This window comes from Klebsiella sp. C239 (assembly GCF_048822715.1).
In the GTDB taxonomy this organism is placed as follows: Bacteria; Pseudomonadota; Gammaproteobacteria; order Enterobacterales; family Enterobacteriaceae; genus Klebsiella; species Klebsiella quasipneumoniae.
In genome coordinates, this window is sequence record NZ_JBMEZK010000010.1 from 14,531 (window position 1) to 37,980 (window position 23,450).

At 59.2% G+C, this 23,450-nt stretch carries 24 protein-coding genes; 6 read left to right on the plus strand and 18 right to left on the minus strand.

The window, feature by feature from the left end; genetic code table 11:
- Positions 1-27 precede the first annotated feature (27 nt).
- Complete coding sequence (locus ACOI6Z_RS22220; RefSeq protein ID WP_117129201.1) at positions 28-1,440, minus strand: PLP-dependent aminotransferase family protein; 1,413 nt, start codon at positions 1,438-1,440, stop codon at positions 28-30.
- 176 nt (positions 1,441-1,616) lie between these two features.
- Here ACOI6Z_RS22220 and ACOI6Z_RS22225 point away from each other — a divergent pair, with 176 nt between their 5' ends.
- The 4 genes from ACOI6Z_RS22225 (at position 1,617) to ACOI6Z_RS22240 (ending at position 4,538) form a co-directional block, all read left to right on the plus strand.
- Positions 1,617-1,781 carry a DUF1127 domain-containing protein gene (locus ACOI6Z_RS22225; protein ID WP_004204150.1) on the plus strand — a complete coding sequence of 55 codons (165 nt, stop codon included), beginning with the start codon at positions 1,617-1,619 and terminating at the stop codon, positions 1,779-1,781.
- A 164-nt stretch (positions 1,782-1,945) separates the two neighbouring features.
- Positions 1,946-2,410 carry a MarR family winged helix-turn-helix transcriptional regulator gene (locus ACOI6Z_RS22230; RefSeq protein WP_117129202.1) on the plus strand — a complete coding sequence of 155 codons (465 nt, stop codon included), beginning with the start codon at positions 1,946-1,948 and terminating at the stop codon, positions 2,408-2,410.
- Between the two features lie 6 nt (positions 2,411-2,416).
- Positions 2,417-3,484, plus strand: coding sequence for an HlyD family secretion protein (locus tag ACOI6Z_RS22235; RefSeq protein WP_117129203.1), 1,068 nt, complete (start codon positions 2,417-2,419; stop codon positions 3,482-3,484).
- Entirely contained in the window at positions 3,474-4,538 is a 1,065-nt protein-coding gene (locus ACOI6Z_RS22240) for a DUF2955 domain-containing protein (RefSeq protein WP_023291832.1), read from the plus strand. Before ACOI6Z_RS22235 ends, ACOI6Z_RS22240 begins: the two co-directional genes overlap by 11 nt.
- Here the strand turns inward: ACOI6Z_RS22240 and ACOI6Z_RS22245 are convergent.
- The 8 genes from ACOI6Z_RS22245 to ACOI6Z_RS22280 form a co-directional block, all read right to left on the minus strand.
- Positions 4,535-4,789, minus strand: coding sequence for a DUF3343 domain-containing protein (locus ACOI6Z_RS22245; protein ID WP_044525274.1), 255 nt, complete (start codon positions 4,787-4,789; stop codon positions 4,535-4,537). The genes ACOI6Z_RS22240 and ACOI6Z_RS22245 overlap by 4 nt on opposite strands.
- A complete protein-coding gene (gene yjiL, locus ACOI6Z_RS22250; protein WP_023291834.1) occupies positions 4,786-5,553 on the minus strand; it encodes a putative 2-hydroxyacyl-CoA dehydratase activator YjiL in 768 nt (255 codons plus the stop codon). The genes ACOI6Z_RS22245 and yjiL overlap by 4 nt, the downstream gene beginning before the upstream one ends.
- 9 nt (positions 5,554-5,562) lie before the next feature.
- Positions 5,563-6,714, minus strand: a complete 1,152-nt coding sequence (locus ACOI6Z_RS22255) for a double-cubane-cluster-containing anaerobic reductase (RefSeq protein ID WP_032454751.1) — start codon at positions 6,712-6,714, stop codon at positions 5,563-5,565.
- A 97-nt stretch (positions 6,715-6,811) separates the two neighbouring features.
- Positions 6,812-7,051: a DUF2164 domain-containing protein gene (locus ACOI6Z_RS22260; RefSeq protein WP_004204157.1), complete on the minus strand. Its 240-nt coding sequence runs from the start codon at positions 7,049-7,051 to the stop codon at positions 6,812-6,814.
- Positions 7,052-7,076: 25 nt separating this feature from the next.
- Positions 7,077-8,324 carry a multidrug efflux MFS transporter MdtM gene (gene mdtM / locus ACOI6Z_RS22265; protein WP_023291836.1) on the minus strand — a complete coding sequence of 416 codons (1,248 nt, stop codon included), beginning with the start codon at positions 8,322-8,324 and terminating at the stop codon, positions 7,077-7,079.
- Positions 8,325-8,377: 53 nt separating this feature from the next.
- On the minus strand, positions 8,378-9,670 hold the full coding sequence (locus ACOI6Z_RS22270) for a DUF445 domain-containing protein (protein WP_023291837.1): 1,293 nt from the start codon (positions 9,668-9,670) through the stop codon (positions 8,378-8,380).
- The gene (locus ACOI6Z_RS22275) at positions 9,663-10,325 is read right to left on the minus strand and encodes a LysE family translocator (RefSeq protein ID WP_023291838.1); all 663 of its coding nucleotides are present in this window, start codon (positions 10,323-10,325) and stop codon (positions 9,663-9,665) included. Before ACOI6Z_RS22275 ends, ACOI6Z_RS22270 begins: the two co-directional genes overlap by 8 nt.
- Before the next feature lie 47 nt (positions 10,326-10,372).
- The gene (locus ACOI6Z_RS22280; RefSeq protein WP_060591534.1) at positions 10,373-11,188 is read right to left on the minus strand and encodes an AraC family transcriptional regulator; all 816 of its coding nucleotides are present in this window, start codon (positions 11,186-11,188) and stop codon (positions 10,373-10,375) included.
- Between the two features lie 215 nt (positions 11,189-11,403).
- On the opposite strand from ACOI6Z_RS22280, the gene ACOI6Z_RS22285 reads away from it, so the two are divergent.
- Entirely contained in the window at positions 11,404-12,306 is a 903-nt protein-coding gene (locus ACOI6Z_RS22285) for an Rpn family recombination-promoting nuclease/putative transposase (RefSeq protein ID WP_065812845.1), read from the plus strand.
- Between the two features lie 159 nt (positions 12,307-12,465).
- Positions 12,466-13,836: an NAD-dependent succinate-semialdehyde dehydrogenase gene (locus ACOI6Z_RS22290; RefSeq protein ID WP_065812846.1), complete on the plus strand. Its 1,371-nt coding sequence runs from the start codon at positions 12,466-12,468 to the stop codon at positions 13,834-13,836.
- Between the two features lie 50 nt (positions 13,837-13,886).
- Here the strand turns inward: ACOI6Z_RS22290 and ACOI6Z_RS22295 are convergent, their stop codons facing one another.
- From ACOI6Z_RS22295 to hpaX, 9 genes are all read right to left on the minus strand, one after another.
- Positions 13,887-14,207: a hypothetical protein gene (locus ACOI6Z_RS22295; protein WP_032454756.1), complete on the minus strand. Its 321-nt coding sequence runs from the start codon at positions 14,205-14,207 to the stop codon at positions 13,887-13,889.
- Positions 14,207-14,752 carry a YfaZ family outer membrane protein gene (locus tag ACOI6Z_RS22300; RefSeq protein WP_023291843.1) on the minus strand — a complete coding sequence of 182 codons (546 nt, stop codon included), beginning with the start codon at positions 14,750-14,752 and terminating at the stop codon, positions 14,207-14,209. Before ACOI6Z_RS22300 ends, ACOI6Z_RS22295 begins: the two co-directional genes overlap by 1 nt.
- 392 nt (positions 14,753-15,144) lie before the next feature.
- A complete protein-coding gene (gene yjiA / locus ACOI6Z_RS22305) occupies positions 15,145-16,101 on the minus strand; it encodes a GTPase (protein ID WP_023291844.1) in 957 nt (318 codons plus the stop codon).
- An 11-nt stretch (positions 16,102-16,112) separates the two neighbouring features.
- On the minus strand, positions 16,113-16,316 hold the full coding sequence (locus ACOI6Z_RS22310; protein WP_002887451.1) for a YbdD/YjiX family protein: 204 nt from the start codon (positions 16,314-16,316) through the stop codon (positions 16,113-16,115).
- A gap of 110 nt (positions 16,317-16,426) precedes the next feature.
- Positions 16,427-18,577 (minus strand): pyruvate/proton symporter BtsT, encoded by a 2,151-nt coding sequence (gene btsT / locus ACOI6Z_RS22315; RefSeq protein ID WP_044525281.1) that lies wholly within the window; start codon positions 18,575-18,577, stop codon positions 16,427-16,429.
- Between the two features lie 295 nt (positions 18,578-18,872).
- The gene (locus ACOI6Z_RS22320) at positions 18,873-19,385 is read right to left on the minus strand and encodes a 4-hydroxyphenylacetate 3-monooxygenase reductase subunit (protein WP_023291846.1); all 513 of its coding nucleotides are present in this window, start codon (positions 19,383-19,385) and stop codon (positions 18,873-18,875) included.
- 19 nt (positions 19,386-19,404) lie between these two features.
- The gene (hpaB, locus tag ACOI6Z_RS22325) at positions 19,405-20,967 is read right to left on the minus strand and encodes a 4-hydroxyphenylacetate 3-monooxygenase, oxygenase component (RefSeq protein ID WP_002887473.1); all 1,563 of its coding nucleotides are present in this window, start codon (positions 20,965-20,967) and stop codon (positions 19,405-19,407) included.
- A 223-nt stretch (positions 20,968-21,190) separates the two neighbouring features.
- Positions 21,191-22,081 (minus strand): 4-hydroxyphenylacetate catabolism regulatory protein HpaA, encoded by an 891-nt coding sequence (gene hpaA / locus ACOI6Z_RS22330; protein WP_023291847.1) that lies wholly within the window; start codon positions 22,079-22,081, stop codon positions 21,191-21,193.
- Positions 22,082-22,090: 9 nt separating this feature from the next.
- A complete protein-coding gene (gene hpaX, locus ACOI6Z_RS22335; RefSeq protein ID WP_023291848.1) occupies positions 22,091-23,449 on the minus strand; it encodes a 4-hydroxyphenylacetate permease in 1,359 nt (452 codons plus the stop codon).
- Between the last annotated feature and the right edge of the window lies 1 nt (position 23,450).

Here is a 23,450-nt window from a genome sequence, read left to right on the forward strand (position 1 = left end):
GCGCCACCGGGGAGAACAGGCTAAACCTCACTCCATCGCCACCTTCACCGCTTCTCCCAGCTTCACCATTACCGCTTTATGTTTCTCGGTCGGCGGCAGGGCGCAGTTGATCCTGACGCAGTTGCGATACTTGCCCGCCGCGGAAAACAGCGAGCCCGGCGCGACCTGGATCTTCAGCCGGCACAGCTGTTTGGCGACGCAGACCATATCCACCTGCTCCGGGAGCTCTACCCACAGCATAAAACCGCCCTTCGGCCGGGTGACGCAGATCCCGCACGGGAAAAACTCCCGCAGCCAGCAGGTGTAGATCTCCATATTGCGCTGATAGATCTGCCGCATCCGCCGCACGTGACGGTGGTAGTGGCCTTCGCGAATAAAATTGCAGGCCGCCAGCTGGGTTGAAGGGACGTTAGTGCCGCTGGCGGCGTACTTCATCTGCAGCAGCTTGTCGTAGTAGCGACCGGGGGCGATCCAGCCGATGCGCAGGCCGGGGGCAATGGTTTTGGTAAAGGAGCTGCAGAGCATCACCCGACCGTCGATATCCCAGGAATGAATCGTGCGCGGGCGCGGGTACTCGGTAGCCAGCTCGCCGTAGATATCATCCTCGAAAATAACGATATCGTGGCGCTGGGCCAGGTTCAGCACTGCGCGCTTGCGAGCGTCCGGCATGATAAAGCCCAGCGGGTTGTTGCAGTTCGGCACCAGGATCACCCCTTTGATCGGCCACTGATCCAGCGCCAGCTCCAGGGCCTCGATGCTGATCCCGGTTTCCGGATCGGTGGGGATCTCAATCGTCTTTAATCCCAGTCCGCGCAGCATCTGCATGGTGCCGTAGTAGCAGGGGGATTCCACGGCGATGATGTCCCCAGGCTGGCACACCGACAGCAGGGCCAGCGACATCGCGCTGTGGCAGCCGCTGGTGAGCACCAGATCGTCGGCAGTCACCACCGATCCGCCGTCGAGCATCAGGCGGGCGATCTGCTCCCGCAGCTCGCGGCGCCCGGCCAGTTCGTCATAGTTCAACACCTCAGTGAGGTTGTGCTGGATCGCCCGGCTCAGTTCGCGCCAGATGGGCTTCAGGCTTGGCTGCGTCACGTCCGGCGAGCCGCCGCCGAAGGGGATGATCGTTTTATCGTAGCGGGCGTCGAGCATGGTCAGCACCTGATCCCACTGGGTGATCTCCACCGGGCGCTGCACCGGGCGCGACATCGGCGGCACCGGCGGCTGGGCCTTGCGGGGGGCGACGAAATAGCCCGATCGCGGCTGCGGCACAATCATCTGCTGCTGCTCAAGCAGCTGATAGGCCTGCTGGACGGTGCTGATGCTGACGCCGTGCTCCTGGCTCAGGCTGCGCACCGACGGCAGCTTTTCGCCGTGGCGATACAGGCCCTGTTCAATGCGTTCGGCCAGCAGCGTCGCGAGATGTTGATAGCGGGTCATGTGTATCCTTAATTGCCGCCATACAGATGGAATAACCAGTACAGATGGCCGTAAAAAGTGGGGTCTGCTGTACGTTTTAGCTAATCTGTATGTTAAAGAAAAGTGTTTTGTGAATCTGTATTCCTTACCCCCAAATCCGTGAAGATAAAGCCTCTGGCAAGGTGAGGAGGTAGAGGATGGAATTTCACGAGAACAGGGCAAGACAGCCATTTATCGGTTTCGTACTGCTGGCGCGATTTGTCAAAAAATGGTGGCTTCAGGAGCAAACGCGCAGAGCTTTGCAGAAAATGAGCGACGAACAGCTGAAAGATATCGGCCTGCGTCGGGATCAGATCAATTAAAAAGTGCGGTTTTTTTCAGACATCATTTCTTCTTTGCCCCGGTAAGCGCTGGCGACGCCGGGGAAACATTCACGAAATTTATCAATTGATGCGACGCGACCTTCCGTTTCTTGATACTTACCCTGATAAGTATTATTTTCTTCTCAACAATGAGAGGAAAAGCTGTGACTGAAGACGAACTGTTTGCCCGCCGCCCGCTGGGGATGCGGATGGCCATGGTGGTGCGCCAGTGGCGCGCGATTATTGACTCCGCTATCACCGATACGGGACTCACCCAGTCCAGCTGGACGGTGCTGATGCAGCTGCATCAGCTGGGAGACAACGTCTCGGTCAGCGAACTGGCGGAGGTGCAGGGGATTGAACTGCCGCCGCTGACGCGCACCCTCTCATTACTGGAAAAGCAGGGCTATCTGTTGCGTTCCACATCGCCATATGACAAACGCATTCGCCTGCTGACGCTGACCGCCGAGGGGCGGGCTATTCTGGAAAAACTGAGCCGCGTGATCGAGACCTATCAGGAGCGCGTAACCCAGACCATCACGGAGGCCGACCTCGCCACCTTCAGCGCCACGTTAAATCAAATCGCCTGCCGTTTGCGGACTATCCGCGAAGAAGATAACAAGATCTAACACACTATGATGACGCCTGAACAAAAATTTGCCCGCTGGGTACGGGTGAGTATTGCCGCTTTTCTGGGAATATTCGCCTGGTTTATCGTTGCCGATATCTGGATCCCGCTGACGCCGGACTCCACCGTCATGCGCGTGGTGACCCCGGTTTCGTCGCGGGTCTCCGGCTATGTCTCGCACGTCTACGTGCATAACAATAGCCAGGTGAGAAAGGGTGACCTGCTATATGAGCTCGACCCAACGCCATTCATTAATAAAGTTGAAGCGGCACAGATCGCCCTTGAACAGGCGAAGCTGAGCAACCAGCAGCTGGACGCGCAAATCGCCGCCGCCCGCGCCAACCTGCGCACCGCGCAGTACACCGCCCGTAACGATAAGGTCACGCTCGATCGCTATCAGCGCCTGAGCACCATGCAGAACGTCTCGCAGTCCGATCTCGACAAGGTGCGGACCACCTGGCAGACCAGCGAGCAGTCGGTCTCGGCGCTGAACGCGCAGATCCAGAACCTGCTGATCCAGCGCGGCGAGCGCGACGATAAGCGCAACGTCACCCTGCAGAAATACCGCAACGCGCTGGAGGAGGCGCAGCTGAACCTGGCCTGGACCAAAGTGCGTGCGGAAACTGACGGCATGGTCAGCAACCTGCAGCTTAACCCGGGGATCTACGCCACCGCGGCGACGGCCGTGCTGGCGCTGGTCAACAACAATACCGATATCGTCGCTGACTTCCGTGAGAAGAGCCTGCGCCACACCGCGGTAAACACCGATGCGGCGGTGGTCTTTGACGCCCTGCCGGGGGAAGTTTTCCCGGCGCATGTCACCAGCAGCGATGCCGGGATTCTGGCGGGGCAGGAGGCGGTTAACGGTCAGCTGTCGCAGCCGGAACAGTCCACCCGCTGGGTGCGCGACGCCCAGCGAATGCGCATTCACGTCGCGCTGGATCAGCCGCTGGAGAAACCGCTGCCGACCGGCGCCCGCGCCACGGTGCAGCTGTACAATAGCGAGGGACCTTTCGCCCGCACCTTCGCCGGCCTGCAGATCCATCTGGTGAGCTGGTTGCACTATGTCTATTAATACCCTGGCGCACGTCTTTACCCCGCACGGCAATATCGTCTACACGGCGAATGATTTTCGCCAGACGGTGCGTATCGCCGTGGCCGGGACCATTGCCCTCAGCATCTCCACCTTCTACGACGTGCAGTACGGCGTATTTTTTGTGGTTTATCCGCTGATGCTGATGTCGCTGGTGCCGGTGTTCAACCGCCATGTCGCCCGCCAGTTTGTATTCAGCGCGGCGGTGAACTGCGTCGAAATGGTATTGATCGTTGGCTATCTGTCGCAGTGGCCGGTGATCATGACGCTGGTGGTGTTTGCCCTGTACGTGATGCGTTTTCGCTTTATGAGCCAGGGGCCGCTGTTTCTGCTGGGGTCGATGGGGGTGGTGTGTCAGAGCACGATGCTCAACTTTATGAGCTACCCGACCAGCAACTGGCACACCCTGATGTTCTCCAACATGGAAGCGTGCGTGCTGGCGGTGGCGCTAAGCGCGCTGCTGCATTACCTGATCCCGGACGTCGAGCCGCGCAAGCCGCCGCCGCGCCTTGAAAAAGACGCCGCCCGCATCCGCCACGAGTCGCTGCTCTCCGGCACGGTGGCGACGATCATCTTCGTGGTGTTTCAGATCTGCGATCTCAGCGACTCGCTGTCAGCGCTGATGGCCGGGATCCTGATCCTGTTCCCGATGCACTATCGCGGGGCGGTGATCAGCTCGATCTGGCGCGTGGCGGGGGTGGTGCTGGCCTGTCTCTATATTCTGGTGGTGCAGTTGATTATCTATGACTTCAGCAACCACATGGTCCTGATGATGCCGCTGATTGGCCTCGGGCTGGCCTTCAGCGCCCGTCTGCACGTGATGGAGAAAGTGGGCGCCGGGGTGGGCTTCGCCAGCATCACCACCATCGGCATTATGTTTGGCCAGAATCTGCATCCCTATCAGGATCTGGTATTCAGCGATCTGTACCGCATCACCTCGGTGACGGTCTCGCTGGTGGTGACGCTGACCCTGGTCTTTCTGATGCACCGCCTGCTGAACTGCTTCGCGGCGACGCGCTTTGTGGTAAGCGATTAACCTGCCGATGGGAAGGTGGCGAGACAGCGCCACGCTTCCCCGTCCTGCTGATACAACGCCGCCGTCAGCTCCGGCAGGATCCAGCTTCGCGCATCGGCTTCCGTCCCCTCCAGCAGGATGCACAGCCCGCAGCCGCTGCGCAGCTGGCGGGGAATATCTTTGACCTCGAAGGTCATTCCCGCCGCCTGCAGGGCTTTGCGCGTGCGCACCACTCCCACCGTGGAATGAAATAAAAACAGAAAGGTTGTCATCCGCGCCTCCGCTGACGCTGGCCGATCAGCGCCGCGCCGATCGCCCCGGCATACTGGGCGTCGGGATGGGTTGTCACCGCCATGCCGACATGGCTTTCCAGCATGCGGGCAAAGGCGGCGCAGTGGCTGACGCCGCCGGTAAACAGCAGCGGTCCCTGCGCCGATAAGCGGCCGATAAAGTTCGCGCTGCGCCGGGCCATGGCGTTAATCACCCCCGCCAGAATCGCCTCCGGCGCGACCCCGGCCGACCGCAGGCTGATGACTTCCGATTCGGCGAATACCGTACACATGCTGGTGATGGCGTGCGGTTCCACGCCGTCGGTAATGACGTCCAGCTGTTCGACGCTGGCGCCGAGGGTTCGTGAAATGACCTCCAGAAAACGGCCGGTGCCGGCGGCGCATTTGTCATTCATCAGAAAGTCGCTGAGGTTGCCCCCGGCATCCAGCTGGATAACCTTGCTGTCCTGGCCGCCGATATCAATCACCGTGCGGGTGTCCGGCGCCAGCAGGCGGGCGCCGAGGCCATGACAGGAAATCTCCGTCACCTGTTTATCGGCAAAATCCACCAGCTGGCGGCCATAGCCGGTGAGGGTTAAAAAGGGCGTTTCCGCGAGGCCAGCGCGCAGCGTCTCCCAGGCCTCATGGATGGCGTCGGCGGGGCGAAAGGGGGTCGGGCAGAGGAAACGACGCGTAATCACCCCGTCCGCCAGCAGGATGCCTTTCGTGGCGGTGGAGCCGGAATCAATACCAACCGTGTAGATCACGCCTGCTCCTTACAGCATTTCGATAAAGGCGGCGACGCGGGTGCTGAGCTGGCCGAGGTCCGCTGTCGAATAGTCGGTTTCAATCGCCATATAAGGAAGGTCGTGCTGCTGGCGCAGATGGCGTTTAATGGCCAGCGATTCCACGGCATAGGTATGGCAGGCCTGCAGGATGACGTCGATTACCCCGTCGGCCTGGTACTCCTCCACCATCTGGCTCAGCAGCTGCAGGCGCTGATCGTTAGGGGAAATACAGGAGCAGCCGATGGCGAGATATTTATCGGTTAAGGCGTCGTAGACGTCGCCCTCTTCCGCCACGCAGCGCTCGGTAGCCTTCGCGCCGGTGCAGTTTTCATAGCCCACCACCCAGCCGCCGTTTTCTTCGATGGCGCGAACCACTTTCTCCGCCGCCCCGCCGATCGGGCAGCCGGTGATCAGAATGCGCGGGCGTGAGGCCAGTCGTTTACCCTGCCGCCACTCCTGACGGATGCGCTCCGCCATGGCGTTGAGCTCGTCAATCAGCGCGGTTTTGTCGAAGCGGAAGGTGGCGCCATACACCACTTTCAGGATGTCGCCGCCGCTGAGCGCCGGCGGATTGAGCTGCCCGAGACGATAAAAGTGGGCCAGCGCCCGGCGTTCGCGGTTTTTCAGCACGATGGCCTCGCGCAGCGCCGCCTCGCTAATCGGCGCGCCAAACTGCGCCTCAATCACCTGCTGCAGGCGCAGGATCTCCGCTTTCCACAGGGCGCGGGAGGCCGCGTCGCTGGCGCTGTTCGGCAACTGCATCACGTGGACCGCTTTGAACTCGGCCATGTACTCGTACATTTTCTTTTTGCCGTCGCAGGTGGTTTCCCCAACCACCAGGTCAGAGAAATAGAAGTAGGGGCATTTATCGGTTTTGCCGAAGCCGTAGCTGCTTTTGATTAACGGACAGAGGTTGCGCGGCAGATCTTTTTCCGCTTCCTCGATGGTTTCATCGGAGGTAGAGCACAGCGAGACCACCACGGCCCCCGCCGCCATGGCGATCTCCTGAGGCATAAAGGTGCAGTAGGTGCCCACCAGCGGCACGTTCTGTTCTTTAAGATCCATGACGGTGAGAAAGCCCTTCTGGCGAGCTTCCGAGAACTGGTCAAAAATGGCGGGTAGATCGGTGATAAGCGACATGGTTTTCCTTCCCCGTACACGGGAGATGCTGAAAGAGTCACCATTATAACCCTGTTATTTGTATGCTTTTATTGATCTCCTGCGTCTGCGCGCGGCGTTAATAGACCTTCTTTAAATCCATCTCTTCCTGGATCCGCTCGCTCCATGCCAGATGGGTGCGGATGGCCTCTTCGATACCGGCGTTGTAAAACAGCGGCCCCAGCTCCTGGGCGATAAAGTCGACAAAAAATTCAGCGTCAAACTGCTCCAGTTCGAGGTTAAATGTCTCTTCGCAGTACTTGCTGAGCCTGTCGCGCAGCAGGTCGCGCTGCGCCGGGCTGAGTTCAATCTCACTCATGATGGGGCTTTCTCCGTAAAAGGGGTCACGACTGCCGGGCTTCAATGACCGCTTGCGCACACTGACGCTGGTGGCGTAACAGTCCGGCGAGGCAGCAGGCGGCGGCGAGCCCCGCGACCACCGCCAACAGGTGGAAGGGCAGTCTCCCGCCATGGAACCACAGCCAGCGCGCGCCTTCAATCGATAAGGCGCTGACGCTGAGGATCACGATATTCAGCGAGGCGGAGACCGTGCCTTTCGGCAGGTCGTTGGAAAAGAGGGTAAAGCGGAACAGCGTCGGGAAAATCAGCCCGATGCCGAAGGCGTAGAAGCAGGTGCCGAGCACCGACCACAGCCAGACGTGCGGCCAGGCCAGATTCCCGACGATCAGGATGGCCAGGCCGAGCATCTGTACCGGCACCGCGCTCAGCACAAAGCGCGGACGGGTGGGATCTTTTACCCAGCGCGCCACCGACAGGTTGGCAATGATGACGGCGCTGAAGACCGGCACCTGGCTCCAGGCGAACTCGCTGGTGGTCAGCCCGCCGGCGTCCATTAAAATCACCGGCGATACCGCCACCCAGCTCATCAGCGGAATATAGCTCAGCGACAGCGTGGCGGCGCCGAGCAAAAAGATGCGGTTGCGAAAGACGTTGCGAAAATCGCGCAGCACGCCCAGGGGGCTGAACGGCACATCGCCGCGGCGCACCGTCTCCGGCATGGTCAACAGCAGCCCCAGCCAGGCCACCAGCCCCATGGCGGCGATAATGCCGAACAGCGCTTTCCAGTGGATAAAATGCATCAGCGCCGCGCCGGAGAGCGGGCCGACGATCGGCGCCACCAGCACGACGGAGGTGATCACCGCCATCAGCCTGATCGACCTTTTTTCCTCAAAGGCTTCCTGTACGGTGACGTAGCCGACGGTGGCGATAAAGCAGATGCTGGTGCCCTGCACGAAGCGGGCGATCAGGAACTGGGTCATGGAGGTGGTGAACAGCGTCGCCAGGCAGGCGAGGGTGAAAATCAGCGCGCCGGTCAGCAGTACCGGACGCCGTCCGATCCGGTCAGAGAGCGGCCCCAGCAGCCACTGCAGCGCCATGCCGCCGGCCATATACAGGCTCACCGAGGCTGGAGCCAGCGCCACATCGGCGTTGAAATCCCGCACCACGTGCAGGATCCCCGGCTGGATCAGGTCGGTGGTGAGATAGGCGGAAAAATCATACAGAATGAGCGCCGCCGGGAAGAACAGCGCGGCGGCGTGCCGGGTTAGCCAGCGGGTCATCCGGTGCATCATCTCGCCCTCCCTGTGGAATATTTTTCAGCGCGATTGTTCAGATAGTATCATTGCTAACCAATATGCAGATGCAGCAGCGACGGGATCTGCGAGAGCAGCCACAACAACAGGCCGATGGTTCCCCCCACCAGGGTGCCGTTGATGCGGATGAACTGCAGATCTTTACCGATATTAAGCTCGATCTGCCGCGACATATCGCGGGCGTCCCAGCTCTTCACCGTGTCGCTGATATGCCGAGTGAGGAAGGCGGCGAACTCCGGGGCCACCCGGTGCGCCGCCTGCTCCAGGTGTTCGTTAAGCGATTCGCGCAGCGCGTCGTCGCGGAGTAAGGTTTCACCGAACCACTGGCCAGCCTCGGCGATGCGCTGCTTGATACGCGAGTCGTCGCTGCTGATATCGTTTTTTACCCAACCGCGCAGGTCGCCCCACACTTCGCCAAGATAGCGGTTGAAGGTCTCATCATTTTTCAGCCAGGCTTTGATGTTATCGGCCTTCTGCGCCAGTTCCGGGTCGGATTTCAGGTTATCGATTAGCTTTTGCGTCGCGCGGTCAAAGGTCTGGCGGATCTGGTGGGTGCGATCGTGAGTGACCTCGTCCAGCAGGGTATTCACGGCGTCGGTGACCATCTCGGCGCTGTGCTCGCCGAGCCACTCGGTGGGTAATAGCCTGGCCTTCAGCGGGTGTTCGGTCTCCAGCCAGCGTACGATGCCGCGGGCGATAAAGGCGCGGGAGCTGTCGCGCTGCAGCAGGGCGATCAGCTGATTTATCAGCGAATCCAGCAGCTTTTGATGGCGGTTGTCGCGGGTCAGCCCCTCCAGCATCATGGCGCTGGTCTGCGTCAGGTCGACCTTATCGATCGCCTTATGCACCGCGCGCCGCAGCAGGCGCTGAATGCGGGCGTCATCGGTCAGTTCGAGAAAACCGCTCATCACCTGCAGCAGGTGCTGGCCGACCCGCCGGGCGTTCTCCGGCTGGCTGAACCAGTTGCCGAGCATCAGAGCTGGTTGATAGCGGCGGATCAGCGCCACCAGCGACGGGGTATCGAGGAACTTCTCTTCCACAAAGCGGCCGAGGTTGTCGGCGATGCGATCTTTGTTGCGCGGGATAATCGCGGTATGGCGGGCGACAAAGGGCAGCGGAATACGACGAAACAGGGCCACCACCGCAAACCAGTCGGCCAGCGCCCCGACCATCGCCGCTTCGGAAATGGCCTTCAGCGCGCTGACCCATGGCGTCGGCGGCAGCAGCAGGGTGGTGATAAATAGCGCGGCGGCGATCAGCAGCAGCGACAGCGCCAGCAGTTTGGCGCGTTTCAGTTCAGCGAGTTTTTCCATAAACTTAAGCATATAACCTGACGGCGAGGTCGTGCAAAAATCGCCAGATAATCCACAGACCGAACATCATCAGGATCGCCCCCGCCGCCCGCTCGACCCGCCAGACGATGGCGCTCAGGCGGTGCTGCACCTGCGGCAGCGCAATCGCGCTCACCAGCAGTAAATCCCAGAAGAACACCACGCTGACCATCCACAGGCCACTTACCGTTTGCTGCAGCAAGGTAACCGCCGGCCCCAGCAGGGAGGTCATCAGCGCCAGATAAAACAGCGCGTTCTTCGGGTTGAGCAGCGATGACCCCAGCCCCAGCAGCAGCTGCTTGCCGAACCCCGGACACGATGCGCGAACGCTCTCCACCGCCAGCGCCGCGGGACGGCTGCGAATCAGCAGGCTGCCAATCCACAGTAAATAGCCTGCGCCCAGCAGCTCGATGAGCAAAAACAGCAGCGGCGCCTGGCGCAGAAGCCCCCAGCCAACGATGGCCAGGACAATATACAGCGCATTCCCGGCGGCGATGCCGAGACACAGTCCGAGGCTGCCGCGGATCCGGTAGCGTACAGCGTAACCGACCAGCAGAAAAAAATCGGGGCCCGGGCTGAGCAGAGCGACAAAGTGGGACAGGGCTAACGCCGGAAAGGCGGCGGGGAAGAGAGTCGATAAGGTATTCATAGTGGCCTCGATAATGGTGCTGAGGCCACCCTACGCCAGGTGGAAAATTACTTATTGTCGGAAATTGATCGGCTTTGCGCATACTGCCGCGGCGTGGCGGCGGTATAACTGACGAAGGTTTTATGGAAATGGCTCTGATCGGCAAAGCCGGCCTGATAGCCGACGTCGGCAATAGGGTCCCCGGCACGTAAGCGCGTTTTCGCATATTCAATGCGCGCCATATTGATCAAACTGGCGGGCGTCAGGCCGGTATCCTGTTTCACGGCGCGGATAACGGTCTCTTTACGTAGCGCGCTGTCGTGGGCCAGCTTATCCAGCGATGGCGGCGCCGGCAGATCTGTCGCCAGGCGCTGAAACAGCAGGGCGCTGGCGTGATGTGGCGCCTGCGGCGCGGCGGCGCACAGCGGCAGCGCGTGCAGGAGCTGCGCCAGCCGGGCGGGCAGTTGCTCAATGCGGCCGCGGCTCATCAGGGCGACAATCTGCTGAAAGCAGGCAAAGAGAGGGCTGTCGCGCAGCAGCGGCTGCGGCGAGGTGATACTGGCGCCAGGGGGAATATCTGGACGCTGCGCATGGCACCATGCCGCCTCCAGGTACAGCATATGATAGCTGCGCGGCCGGTCACGCAGCGGATTACAGCTATGCGGCGCGTGCGGCGGGATCACGATCAGATCCCCGGGCTGCAGGAGATATTCCTGACCATTGCACAGGCAGCGCGTTTCACCGTCGATAATCGCCCCCACCGAGAGCTGCGGGTGGCGGTGGCGCTTATAGGCCTGACGGCTGCCCCAGGTGCTGCGCAGCTCCAGCCACGGCAGGCGATCGTCTCGCCAGAAGGTTTGGGGAATATCTCGGGTATGGTTCACCGCATCGACCTTTGCTGAGGGGATAAATCGTTTATAGCATGCTGCGCCGAGGCTGTCGCCCGCCGGGATTTGCGTACCGCGTCGAAAAAGGATGTCACGCTTGCAGTCCGGGGAAATATGTTTTCGTCGCGGAATGTAAAATCCCGGTTTCCGGGGTGTCAGCGACATTCATGGGAGGTAGAGTCCCTGCAGGATAAGCAGGCAGGGATGAGTCGATGGCAAAGGGCACCACCTCGACGCCGCATGATGCGGTGTTTAAACAGTTTCTCACTCAGGCCGACATCGCGCGTGATTTCCTGGCGATCCATCTACCGCCTGCGCTACGTCAGCGCTGCGACCTCGATACCTTACAGCTGGAGTCGGCAAGCTTTATCGAGGAGAGCCTGCGGGCCTGGTACTCCGATGTGCTGTGGTCACTCAAAACCGCGTCTGGCAAGGGATACATTTATGTGGTTATCGAACATCAGAGCTCACCGGACGTGCAAATGGCCTTCCGCCTGATGCGCTACGCCATCGCCGCGATGCAGCGCCATCTGGATAGCGGTCATACCAGACTGCCGCTGGTGGTGCCGATGCTGTTCTATCACGGAGCGACCACGCCATACCCGTGGTCGCTCAGCTGGCTGGACTGCTTTGCCGATCCACAGCTGGCGAGGGAGCTTTATGCCTCGCCCTTTCCGCTGGTGGATATCACGGTGATCCCCGACGATGAGATCGTTCGTCACCGGCGGGTGGCATTACTCGAGCTGATACAGAAGCATATTCGCCAGCGCGATTTAATGGCGATTGTTGAGCAGCTGACGACGATTTTACTTAGCGGTGACGCTAATGACAGGCAGATAAAAACGCTGTTTAATTATCTACTGCAGACTGGCAACGCGCGTCGCTTTGGCCGGTTTATCCAGGAAGTGGCGCAACGGGTTCCTCAGCACAGGGAGAGATTGATGACCATCGCCGAACGATTACAGGAAGTGTGGCGCAGAAAAGGCAAGCGTGAAGGACAGCATGCCGAGGCGCTGCGCATTGCCCAGAGGATGCTGGCCGACGGCATTGCCCGCGAGACGGTGGTGAAAATCACCGGCCTGACCGCCGACGAGATCGCCGCGCTGGCGCATTGATAACGCCGGGACGGCCTCACGGTCGCCCCGGTTAGCCACCGTTATGGAATATTCCGGATATACCTAACTTTACCCGCATCGCCAGCCATCTCGACTACCCTTAATATCCTTAACGGCATTTTTGACTGCCTTAATAGCGATAACAAGGAGACATGCGATATGGCCTATCAGACGGTGAATCCTGCGAACAATCAGCTTATTAAAACGTACCCGGCGCACAGCGATGCGGACGTGGAGGCGGCGCTGCGGCAGGCGGATGCGCTCTATCATTCTGCCTGGGCGAAAGGCGATATTGAACCGCGTCTGGCGGTGCTGCATAAGCTGGCGGATCTGATCGACAGCCGGGCGGAAGATCTGGCGAAAATCGCCAGCGAGGAGATGGGGAAACTCATTAAGCAGAGCCGCGGCGAAGTAAAACTGTGCGCGCAAATCGCCCGCTATTACGCCGATAACGCCAAATCGATGCTGGCGCCGGTGAAATATCCCACCGAACTCGGCGACGCCTGGGTTGAACACCATCCCATCGGCGTATTAGTGGCGGTGGAACCGTGGAACTTCCCCTATTACCAGCTGATGCGCGTCCTGGCGCCAAACCTGGCGGCCGGGAACCCGGTTATCGCCAAACACGCCAGCATTGTGCCGCACTGCGCGGAGACCTTTGCTCATCTGGTGCGCGAGGCCGGCGCACCAGATGGGGTGTGGACCAATCTGTTTATCTCCCAGGATCAGGTGGCGAAGATTATCGCCGACGATCGTGTGCAGGGCGCGGCGCTGACCGGGTCGGAAAAAGCTGGCAGCGTGGTGGCGGCGCAGGCGGCGAAGCATATTAAAAAATCGACCCTGGAACTCGGCGGCAACGATGTGTTTGTGGTGCTCGACGATGCCGACCTCGATCGCGCGGTGAAAATCGGCGTCCAGGCACGGCTGAACAACGCCGGCCAGGTGTGTACTGCCGCCAAGCGGTTTATCCTGCATGAGAACATCGCTGAGTCGTTTCTGACGAAATTTAGCGAGGCGTTTCGCCAGGTAAAAATAGGCGATCCGCTGGATGAAAGCACCACGCTGGGGCCGCTCTCCTCTAAAGATGCGCTGGAAACCTTAAGCAAGCAGGTTGACGAGGCGGTCAAACACGGCGCCACGCTGCATCTGGGCGGCAAGCCCGTGGCGCGAGACGGCAACTTCTTTGAACCCACTATCCTGACCGGTATTACCCGCGACAATCCGGCGTACTTCGAAGAGTTCTTTGGCCCGGTGGCGCAGATCTACGTGGTGAAAAACGATGAGGAGGCGATTGCGCTTGCCAACGATTCTCACTATGGCCTGGGCGGCGCGGTGTTCAGTCAGGATATCGAACGCGCTAAACGGATGGCATCCGCCATTGAAACCGGGATGGTCTATATCAACTGGCTGACCGATACCGCGCCTGAACTGCCGTTTGGCGGCGTGAAGCGTTCCGGTTATGGCCGGGAGCTCTCCGATCTCGGCATCAAAGAGTTTGTGAACCAAAAGCTGGTGGTGGTTCGCCGCTAAGCCCGACCATAAAAAAACCTGCCATCCGGCAGGTTTTTTTTATAATAGATTTATTGCACTTCGACTTTATCCCAGCCGCTTTTGAACATACAGCTGTCGACTAAGGTCTCCCGCTGATATTCATTCGCGTCTTCTACCGTATAACTTGTTTCAACATCCTGTTTCTTATGCTTTTTGTCGCTTTTTTCTGAACTGGACCCGGTCACCACGTTATCTGGAGGGAGATCGACCAGGGCCTGCGCTTCACATTCGGTGAGCTTTTTATGCATGTCGGCATCGCTTAAACCCGGCTTCACCCAGGTATACTGAGTGCAGCCGGTGAGCAGCAACGCCAGGCTCAGCGCAGAGAGCGCGGCGAGACGTGATTTCATCAGAAGGTAATCCCGCCGCCCACGTAGGCGCCATCAATCAGGGTGTGGTTTGGGCGGCCCTCTTTGCCGTCAACGCTCACGTGACGGTAACCGACCTTCAGGGTCAGTGGACCAACCGGGGACCAGCTCACGCCGCCGTTCGCCTCAACATAGTTTTTCACGCTGTTGTTCAGGCCGTCGGGCGCGACATACCCTTCGCCAAACACGTGGATGCTGTCGGTCAGGGCCACGTTCACCCCGCCGCCGACCGGAAACGCGACGCCGTTATCGCCTTTTTTCGGCCCGAGGTAGATAGCTTTCGCGCCAGCGTTGAGCATCACCGGGCCAACTTCCAGATTGTAACCCGCGCCAACGCCGCCGGTCTGGCTACCATCATCGGTATTCTTCAGCCAGTGGCTTTCGGCATACAGGCCGGAAGAGGATTTACCCATTTCCATATTCAGGTTGGTAAAATTCTTACCTTGTTCAACGGTAAACCCCATTGCCATGGCGGAACCAGAGACCGCGGTCAGGGCAGCAACAATCAGGATGTTAAGCTTTTTCATGGTTTGCTCCTCGTCATTAAATTTGTCTGAGGGCACCTTAACAATCGATGTTTACCTCTGCAAATGTGACTTACGTCGATTTTTTATGCTGTATTTGTCAGGAAGGTGTTTTGAAAATGTTGTAATGACGTTGGGTTACGGCGAGGTCAATCATCAAATTTGGTCTGTTTAGCCACAGTTTAATGGGTGGGCTAAACAGAAACTGAACAGGGCGGGCATTAATTATTAAGCATCCTATTCATTGAATTTCTTATTATTTGCAAAAGTGTTTCTGCTGTTACTTATAAAAACGTTGATTTACATTTTTCGACGCGATGACGACGTTTTATCCCTGTCTTTGACGATGTACGGGGAGAGAAGGGGGCCTGCGCCTTAGCGCGCAGGCGGGCAAATTAGCGTCGTAGCCCGGCAAATGCCGCGCGAATCTCCTCTTCCGGCAACTGAATGCCGATAAACACCAGCGTGCTGTGCGGCGTTTCATCGCCCCACGGGCGATCCCAGTCGGCGCTGTAGAGGCGCTGCACGCCCTGGAACAGCAGGCGATTTGGCTCGCCGTCGATCCACAGCATCCCTTTATAGCGCATCAATTGCTCGGCGAAGGAGAGCAGCAGATTTTCCATTACACGCGACACTTCGCTGATATCCACCGGGTAATCCATCTCAACCACGATTGATGACACGTCGTTTTGCTTCTCTGCCATAAAGTGGAAACGCGGTTTGCTGTTTACGACGTTCTCTTCCAGCATAAAGCCGCTGGTGTTAAACAACTGGCTAAGATCGATATCGCCGTGAATGACGGTATAAATCGGCGCCCGGGCATTAATGCGCGCCAGCCGTTCGCGCAATTTTTCGGTGTCGCCGGCAACATCAGTTTTGGTCAGCAAAATGCGGTCTGCATAGCCTACCTGCGACTGGGCGATGGTGAACTGATCCATCTGCTGGTCGGCATGGACCGCATCCACCAGGGCGATCACGCCATCCAGCAGATAGCGCTCGCAAAGCACCTCGTGGGAGAAAAAGGTCTGGATAATCGGCCCCGGGTCGGCCATGCCGGTGCATTCAATCACCAGCCGGTCGAACTCGATTTCACCGCGGTCGCGGCTGTCGAGCAGATCGAGCAGGGCGTCTTCCAGTTCGTTGGAGCGCGTACAGCAGATGCAGCCGTTGGTCAGGGTTTTAATCTGCGTGGCGCGGTCGCCGATCAGCTGATCGTCAACGGCGACTTCGCCAAATTCATTTTCAATCACGGCGATTTTAAAGCCGTGCTGTTCGTTGAGAATATGGCGCAACAGGGTGGTTTTACCTGCGCCGAGAAAACCGGTGAGTAGGGTGACTGCAATCGGTGCCATTATTGCCTCCATTAACAGCAGCGGACGCCGCCTTTGCCGTCGCCGCCGTAGCGGGCCTGCTGGCGTTCGCGGAAGAATTCTTCATAAGTCATGTACGGCTGATCCGGATGGTTGGTTTGCATATGGGTGACGTAGTTGTCGTAATCCGGAATGCCAATCAGCATTTTCGCCGCCTGACCGAGATATTTTTTTGCCTGACCTAAGTTACCAAACATTGTAAGTTCCAGATAACGAATAAAGCCGGATGGCGGCTAGCGCCTTCTCCGGCCTACATTGATGCGCTTTTTTGTAGGCCGGATAAGCGTAGCGCCATCCGGCATCGGGGTTAATGATGTGACGAGGTCTTCACGCCGCCTTCCGGTACCGGCACGTACGGGGTCTCTTTGTCGGTACGCACTTTATTGTTGCGGACAGTGAGCCAGGTTTTGATGCCGTAGAAGATGATGCTGTACACCACCACCAGGAACAGGATGCTCAGGCCGGCGTTGGTGTAGTTGTTGACCACGATATGGTTCATGTTGGCAATCTGCTGTGCGGTCAGTTCGCCGCCGGAAGCGATCTTCTCTTTATACTGCTGAGCCATAAAGAAGAAGCCTTCCATCTGCGGGTTGGTGCTGAACAGCTTCAGGCCCAGCGCCCAGGTGGTGCACAGCAGCAGCCACGCAGCCGGGATCACGGTGACCCAGATATATTTGGTGCGCTGCATTTTGACCAGCACCACGGTGCCAAGCACCAGCGCCACCGCGGCCAGCATCTGGTTAGAGATACCGAACAGCGGCCACAGGCTCTTCACGCCGCCCAGCGGGTCGACCACGCCCTGATACAGCAGGTAGCCCCACAGCCCGACGCAGCCGGCGGTACCGATAATCCCGGCGACCAGCGAGTCGGTTTTTTTCAGGAACGGCACGAAGTTACCCAGCAGATCCTGCAGCATAAAGCGGCCTGCGCGGGTCCCCGCATCCAGCGCGGTGAGGATAAACAGCGCTTCAAACAGGATACCGAAGTGGTACCAGAAGCCCATATCCGCCATCGGGATGATTTTGTGGAACACATGAGCGATACCCACGGCCAGCGTCGGCGCGCCGCCTGCGCGGTTCAGTACGGAAGGTTCGCCGATATCTTTCGCGGTTTGCAGGATTTGCTCAGGTGAGATCACGAAGCCCCAGGAGCTGACGGTCGCTGCCGCGTGAGCGGTGACATCCCTCAGCTGGGCGGCAATCAGCGCCGCGTTTTCACCGCCCATTTCGTGCAGGTTCGGCATGGTGATACCCAGACCCGCCGGCGGGGTGTTCATCGCGAAGTAGAGGCCCGGTTCGATAATCGATGCCGCCACCAGCGCCATCACCGCCACGAAGGACTCCATCAGCATTGCGCCGTAGCCGATAAAGCGGGCGTCGGTTTCGTTGGCCAGCAGCTTCGGCGTGGTGCCGGAGGCGATCAGGGCGTGGAAGCCGGAGACCGCGCCGCAGGCAATAGTGATAAACAGGAACGGGAACAGGGCGCCTTTCCACAGCGGACCGGTACCGTCAATGTACTGGGTCACCGCCGGCATTTTCAGGTCCGGGTTAAGGATCACGATACCCAGCGCCAGGCCAACGATGACGCCGATTTTCAGGAAGGTCGCCAGGTAGTCGCGCGGCGCCAGAATCAGCCATACCGGCAGCAGAGCCGAGATAAACGCGTAGCCAATCAGGGTAAAGGTGATGGTGGTGTCTTTAAAGGTCAGCGCCGGGCCCCAGTACGGGTCGTGGGCAATCACGCCGCCGAAGTAAATAGACGCCACCAGCAGGACGATACCGATGACCGATACTTCGCCTACGCGGCCCGGGCGCAGGAAGCGCATGTAGATCCCCATGAACAGGGCAATTGGCACCGTCGAGCAGACGGTGAAGACGCCCCACGGGCTTTCCGCCAGCGCTTTCACCACGATCAGCGCCAGCACCGCGAGGATGATGATCATTATCAGGAAGCAGCCGAACAGCGCGATGGAGCCCGGTACGGGACCCATCTCCTGTTTGATCATCTCGCCCAGCGAGGCGCCGTTACGCCGTGAGGAGATAAACAGCACCATAAAGTCCTGTACCGCGCCTGCCAGCACGACGCCCGCCAGCAGCCACAGGGTGCCCGGCAGGTAGCCCATCTGCGCGGCGAGCACCGGGCCCACCAGCGGACCGGCACCCGCAATCGCGGCAAAGTGGTGGCCAAACAGCACGTAGCGGTTGGTCGGCACATAGTTCAGGCCATCGTTATTAATGACTGCTGGCGTGGAGCGCGTCGGGTCAAGCTTCATCACCTTCTGCGCGATATACAGGCTGTAATACCGGTAGGCGACGAGGTACACGGAAACCGACGCCACCACGATCCACAGGGCACTGACGTGCTCACCGCGGCGCAGGGCGACGACTGAGAGGCAAAATGCCCCGATGATCCCGAGAATCACCCAGGGTATGTGCTTGAATAGTTTTTTGGTATCCATAGTAAAACCTGGCGTTAATGAGATGAATAATTGGCCGAAGCCGTCTGGTTTTAAGTAAGAGTTGATGGAGGTATTGATTAGCTAGGCTGCCTCCGATCTTGCCAGACCGGCGCGCGCGTAAAGATGAGTAAATGGGTGAGTGGTTGTATAGGAGGTTAAGCGGTTACTGGAAGGGGTAAGCGGTTGGCTACGAAGTGAACAGGGCGGGATTATGTGATTGTGATCACAGGAGATTGTGGCCTGCGACGCTGTGGGTTAACGCTCCTCCCCAACCGGGGAGGAGCAGACAAGGCGATTACACTGCGACTTCCATTTCCATCATTACCGGGTGGAAGCGGCGCTTAAAGTAGATCAGCCCGTGGCCCTGCTGGCTCAGGGTTATATTCCTGATTTCTACCAGATAGACCAGGTGGGTGCCGATGGTTTGTACCTGGCTAATCTCCCCCTCGAGACTGGCCAGCGACCCCTTCAGCACCGGCTGCCCGAGTGCGCCCTGCTGCCAGCCGCTGAGGGCAAAACGCTCTTCCATCGTCACCCCGGTCATCCCGGCGAAATGACGGGCCATGATTTCCTGTTCATGGTTCAGCACGTTGATGCACAACTTGCCGTTGCCCTGAAACACCGGGTTCATCGCGCTGTTGGCGTTGATACACACCATCACCGAGGGCGGCGTATCCGTCACCGAGCACACCGCCGTGGCGGTAATCCCGCAGCGGCCGGCTTCGCCTGCGGTGGTGACCACGTTAACCGCCGCCGACAGGCTGGCCATGGCATCGCGAAAACGCAGGCGTTGTTCATCTAATTGCATTATGACCTCCCGCTGCGAATTACTTCAGCAGCTTATCCAACATGTTGATATCAGCGTTATTGTGCAGATGCGGCACCGTCCAGCCGTTCTGGTCGTACTCGGACAGGCAGCGGTCGACCATCGCCATCATCTTGTCCATATTGCCGGAGCTCTGCGCCTGGCGCAGACACTGCAGGCGAATCTCATCCTGGCTACCGGAGTAGTTGATTTCATACAGCTCGTGGCGGCCGCCGAACTCGCTGCCGATGGCGTCCCACATCAGTTTGAGGATCTTGATACGTTCAACGTGATCCATACCGTTGGAGCCGCGCACATACTTCGCCAGATACTGGTCAATCTGCGGGTTGTTCAGATCGCGGGCGCTGGACGGCAGATAAATCAGGCCGCTGGTGACGTTGCGCTCGATGATGTTCTTGATCTTGGCGTAGGCCATCGGGGCCATCACGCGATAGGTCTGCAGCGCGGCGTGATCCGGCAGCCATGCGCCGTTGACCCACGGCGTCGCTTCCGAGCACATGGAATCGCTCAGCGCCCAGAACATGTTGCGCCATGCCACCACTTCGCCGAGGTCGGCCTGCACGCCGCGGAACTCGAGGGTGCCGGTACATTCCAGCGAGCGCTTCAGCAGGGCGGTGATAAAGTCCAGTTTTACCGCCAGACGTACGCAGGCCTGCAGCGGGTACATGCGGGCGAAACCCCCTTCCATGGTCCAGCGGCGGCAGCGGTCGAAGTCGCGATAAATCAGCACGTTCTCCCATGGGATCAGCACCTTATCCATTACCAGAATCGCGTCGTTCTCGTCGAAACGGCTGGAGAGCGGATAGTCGTACGGGGAGCCGGTCGCGCCGGCGACCATCTCATAGGAGGCGCGGGAGATCAGCTTGACGCCTTCGGCGTCCATCGGCGCGACGAACATCAGCGCGAAGTCCGGGTTTTCGCCCATCACCTGCGCGGAGCCGAAGCCGATCATGTTGTAGTGGGTCAGCGCCGAGTTGGTGGCGACCACTTTCGCGCCGCTGACGATGATCCCGGCATCGGTCTCTTTTTCCAGCTTGATGTAGACATCCTTCACTTCATCGGCCGGCTTGTGGCGGTCGATCGGCGGGTTGACGATCGCATGGTTAAAGTACAGGCCGGTTTCCTGAATGCGGGTGTACCAGTTGCGGGCGTTCTGCTCGAACTGGCCGTAAAACGCCGGGTTGGCGCCCAGCGCGCAGCCGAAGGCGGCTTTGTAGTCCGGGGTGCGGCCCATCCAGCCGTAGCTTAAGCGCGACCACTCGGCGATGGCGTCGCGCTGCTGGCGCAGATCGTCGGCGCTTTTCGCCACGCGGAAGAATTTATGGGTGTAGCCGCCGCTGCCGGTATCGGTGCCCCAGCACAGGGAATCCTGCATCTCCGGTTTGTGCAGCGCATCGTACAGTTGAGCGACGGAGGCCGCGGCGTTACGGAAGGCCGGGTGGGTAGTGACATCCTTCACGCGCTCGCCATAGATATAAATTTCGCGGCCATCCTGCAGGCTTTTTAAATACTCTTCGCCAGTTAACGGGCGTTTCGCGTCGGCGCGGAAATCTTCAGGTTTCATAGGGGCCTCTTCAGTATTTATCGGAAAATGATGTTAAATATATGTTTTGTTTTTGTTGTTCAATTGAAGCGGTTATTGCGCTTGTCGTGAAGGGACGTTTGCGACAACGACGGGTACTTTTCAGGCGGGAGTGAATTTTGTGATCTCTGCAGCGTTTGTCGGCTGGCGCGGCGCTGAACCGACCTGTGGACCATCGCCCGGCAGGCGCAGCGCCAGCGGGGAATTACGATACCGGTACTTTTTGCGCCCGGTAGCTGCTGGGCGAGCAGCCGACCTGGCGGCTAAAAAAGCGCGCAAAATAAGCGGGGTCTTTAAACCCCAGCTGCCAGGCTATCTCATTGACGGCGCTATCGGAGAACAGCAGCAGGCGCTTCGCCTCGCGCAGCTGGCGGTCGAATATCAGCCGTTTGGGCGAACGGTTGGCAAAGCGGCGACAGATATCGGTCAGCCGCGATTCGGTCAGGTGCAGCTCCCTGGCGTAATCCGGTACCGTCCAGTGCTGATGGTAGTGGCTGTCGATCATCTGGTTAAAGCGCTGGAATAGCTTCAGCTCGCCGCGCATGCCGCTGGCGGCGTGATCGTCGAGCTTTGCGTTACGCAATAGCAGGGTAAAGACCGCCTGCGCCAGCAGCGCCAGGGTGTGCTCGCGCCCCGGCAACTGGGCGGTGGATTCCCGGCGGATCAGCTGCCAGTAGTGGGCCAGCGCCGCCAGCTCGTCGGGTTTATCCGCCAGCGACAGGCAGATCCCCGGCAGGCCGAAGGTCTCCCGCGTGCCGGGATAGAGCACCTCCAGCAGCGGCCAGATGAGTTCTTCGTGCACCGTCAGCACATGGCCATCGCTATCGGACTCGGTAATAAAGGCGTGCGGCACCGAGGGCGGCGTTAACACAAACAATGGCGCCTGCACCGAATAGCGATGGTCATCAAGCTGCAGCTCAATCTGCCCGGTATCAAGATAGTGCATCTGGAAATAGCGGTCGTGGCGATGCGCCTGCATGTCGCGGCCAAAAAAGGCCGCCATGCGGGAAAACGACTGATAGTGCACCTCCTCGGTGCCCAGGCTCTCGTCGTAATCTTTATTGATATCGATATTGGCGATGGAATGCTGGCACATACTCGCTCCTTAGTGGCCTTTCTGCGCCGCTAAGCCCGGCGCGGCGGCGGCGTCCTCACGCTGGCTCATTGGAATGCGGGTGAGCACCAGCGCGCCGACAATCAGCAGCCCGGCGACAAACCATAGCCCGGAGCTAAAGCTGCCGGTGGTATCGCGCAAAATGCCGATCAACAGCGGGCTGACGGCAGAGCCGACGTTGCCGATGGCGTTGATCACCGCCAGCGCCACCGCGCGCGACTGCAGGCTGATCACCCGATCCGGGGTGGTCCAGAAAATGGCCATCGCGGTAAAGGATCCCACCGAAGCCATAATAATGCCGATCAGCTGGATCAGGCTGTGGTGAGTGGCCGAAGCCAGCAGCCAACCCGCCGCGGCGAACAGGTAGGGCAGGATGGTATGCATCTTGCGCTCTTTGCGCCGGTCGGAGCGGCGGCTCCACCAGATCATGCCGAAAATAGTGCAGAACTGCGGGATCGCCGCCAGCAGGCCAATCATGATGTTGCTACTGCCGGTGTTGAAGCTCTGCAGGATCTGCGGCGTCCAGATATTAATGGCGCTCAGGGTATTGGTCAGGCAGAAGTAGGCCAGGGTATACATCAGCACCGCTGGCGTCAGGACTTCGCGCAGCGTGGAACGCGGCGAAGCCGGAACGACCGCCGCATTTTCCCGTTCACGATCGATCATCGCCTTCAGCGCCTGTTTTTCTTCGCTATCGAGCCAGTTGGCTTTATCCGGCGTGTCGTTGAGGAAGAACCAGGTGACGACGCCGAGCACCACCGACGGCAGGCCTTCCAGCAGAAACAGCCACTGCCAGCCCTTCAGGTTCCACAGGCCGTCGAGCGCCAGAATATAGCCGGAAAGTATCGAGCCGAGCATCATGGTCACCGGCATGGCGATCATAAACAGGGCGTTGGCGCGGGCGCGATGGTAGGCCGGGAACCACCAGGTCAGATAGACGAGGATCCCCGGTAGAAAACCAGCCTCGGCGATGCCGACCAGCATGCGCAGGATGTACAGCGTATGCGGGCTGGTGGCGAACATGGTGCAGGTCGAGGCGATCCCCCAGACCACCATAATTCCGGCGATCCAACGGCGCGCGCCGACTTTCGCCAGCATGATATTGCTGGGGATCCCGCACAGCACGTAGGTGACGTAGAACAGCGTCGCCGCCAGGCCGAACATGGTGGAGGTCAGACCGAGGTCTTTGCCCATCGTCAGGCCGGCGAAGCCGATATTAATGCGGTCCAAAAATGAGAAAACAAAGAGAACAAACAGGAAGGTAATCAGGCGGCGGAACAGCTTTTTGATCACCCGGTTTTCTACTTCAACGGCTTTATTATCATTGTGTTGCAGGGTAGAGGTAGTCATG

What these genes read in the sequence shown, in the direction of transcription:
- ACOI6Z_RS22220 (WP_117129201.1), bottom strand. Translation starts at nt 1,440, where the DNA reads ATGACCCGCTATCAACATCTCGCGACGCTGCTGGCCGAACGCATTGAA.
- ACOI6Z_RS22225 (WP_004204150.1), top strand. Translation starts at nt 1,617, where the DNA reads ATGGAATTTCACGAGAACAGGGCAAGACAGCCATTTATCGGTTTCGTA.
- ACOI6Z_RS22235 (WP_117129203.1), top strand. Translation starts at nt 2,417, where the DNA reads ATGATGACGCCTGAACAAAAATTTGCCCGCTGGGTACGGGTGAGTATT.
- ACOI6Z_RS22240 (WP_023291832.1), top strand. Translation starts at nt 3,474, where the DNA reads ATGTCTATTAATACCCTGGCGCACGTCTTTACCCCGCACGGCAATATC.
- ACOI6Z_RS22245 (WP_044525274.1), bottom strand. Translation starts at nt 4,789, where the DNA reads ATGACAACCTTTCTGTTTTTATTTCATTCCACGGTGGGAGTGGTGCGC.
- ACOI6Z_RS22255 (WP_032454751.1), bottom strand. Translation starts at nt 6,714, where the DNA reads ATGTCGCTTATCACCGATCTACCCGCCATTTTTGACCAGTTCTCGGAA.
- ACOI6Z_RS22260 (WP_004204157.1), bottom strand. Translation starts at nt 7,051, where the DNA reads ATGAGTGAGATTGAACTCAGCCCGGCGCAGCGCGACCTGCTGCGCGAC.
- mdtM (WP_023291836.1), bottom strand. Translation starts at nt 8,324, where the DNA reads ATGATGCACCGGATGACCCGCTGGCTAACCCGGCACGCCGCCGCGCTG.
- ACOI6Z_RS22270 (WP_023291837.1), bottom strand. Translation starts at nt 9,670, where the DNA reads ATGCTTAAGTTTATGGAAAAACTCGCTGAACTGAAACGCGCCAAACTG.
- ACOI6Z_RS22275 (WP_023291838.1), bottom strand. Translation starts at nt 10,325, where the DNA reads ATGAATACCTTATCGACTCTCTTCCCCGCCGCCTTTCCGGCGTTAGCC.
- ACOI6Z_RS22285 (WP_065812845.1), top strand. Translation starts at nt 11,404, where the DNA reads ATGGCAAAGGGCACCACCTCGACGCCGCATGATGCGGTGTTTAAACAG.
- ACOI6Z_RS22290 (WP_065812846.1), top strand. Translation starts at nt 12,466, where the DNA reads ATGGCCTATCAGACGGTGAATCCTGCGAACAATCAGCTTATTAAAACG.
- ACOI6Z_RS22295 (WP_032454756.1), bottom strand. Translation starts at nt 14,207, where the DNA reads ATGAAATCACGTCTCGCCGCGCTCTCTGCGCTGAGCCTGGCGTTGCTG.
- ACOI6Z_RS22300 (WP_023291843.1), bottom strand. Translation starts at nt 14,752, where the DNA reads ATGAAAAAGCTTAACATCCTGATTGTTGCTGCCCTGACCGCGGTCTCT.
- yjiA (WP_023291844.1), bottom strand. Translation starts at nt 16,101, where the DNA reads ATGGCACCGATTGCAGTCACCCTACTCACCGGTTTTCTCGGCGCAGGT.
- ACOI6Z_RS22310 (WP_002887451.1), bottom strand. Translation starts at nt 16,316, where the DNA reads ATGTTTGGTAACTTAGGTCAGGCAAAAAAATATCTCGGTCAGGCGGCG.
- btsT (WP_044525281.1), bottom strand. Translation starts at nt 18,577, where the DNA reads ATGGATACCAAAAAACTATTCAAGCACATACCCTGGGTGATTCTCGGG.
- ACOI6Z_RS22320 (WP_023291846.1), bottom strand. Translation starts at nt 19,385, where the DNA reads ATGCAATTAGATGAACAACGCCTGCGTTTTCGCGATGCCATGGCCAGC.
- hpaB (WP_002887473.1), bottom strand. Translation starts at nt 20,967, where the DNA reads ATGAAACCTGAAGATTTCCGCGCCGACGCGAAACGCCCGTTAACTGGC.
- hpaA (WP_023291847.1), bottom strand. Translation starts at nt 22,081, where the DNA reads ATGTGCCAGCATTCCATCGCCAATATCGATATCAATAAAGATTACGAC.
- hpaX (WP_023291848.1), bottom strand. Translation starts at nt 23,449, where the DNA reads ATGACTACCTCTACCCTGCAACACAATGATAATAAAGCCGTTGAAGTA.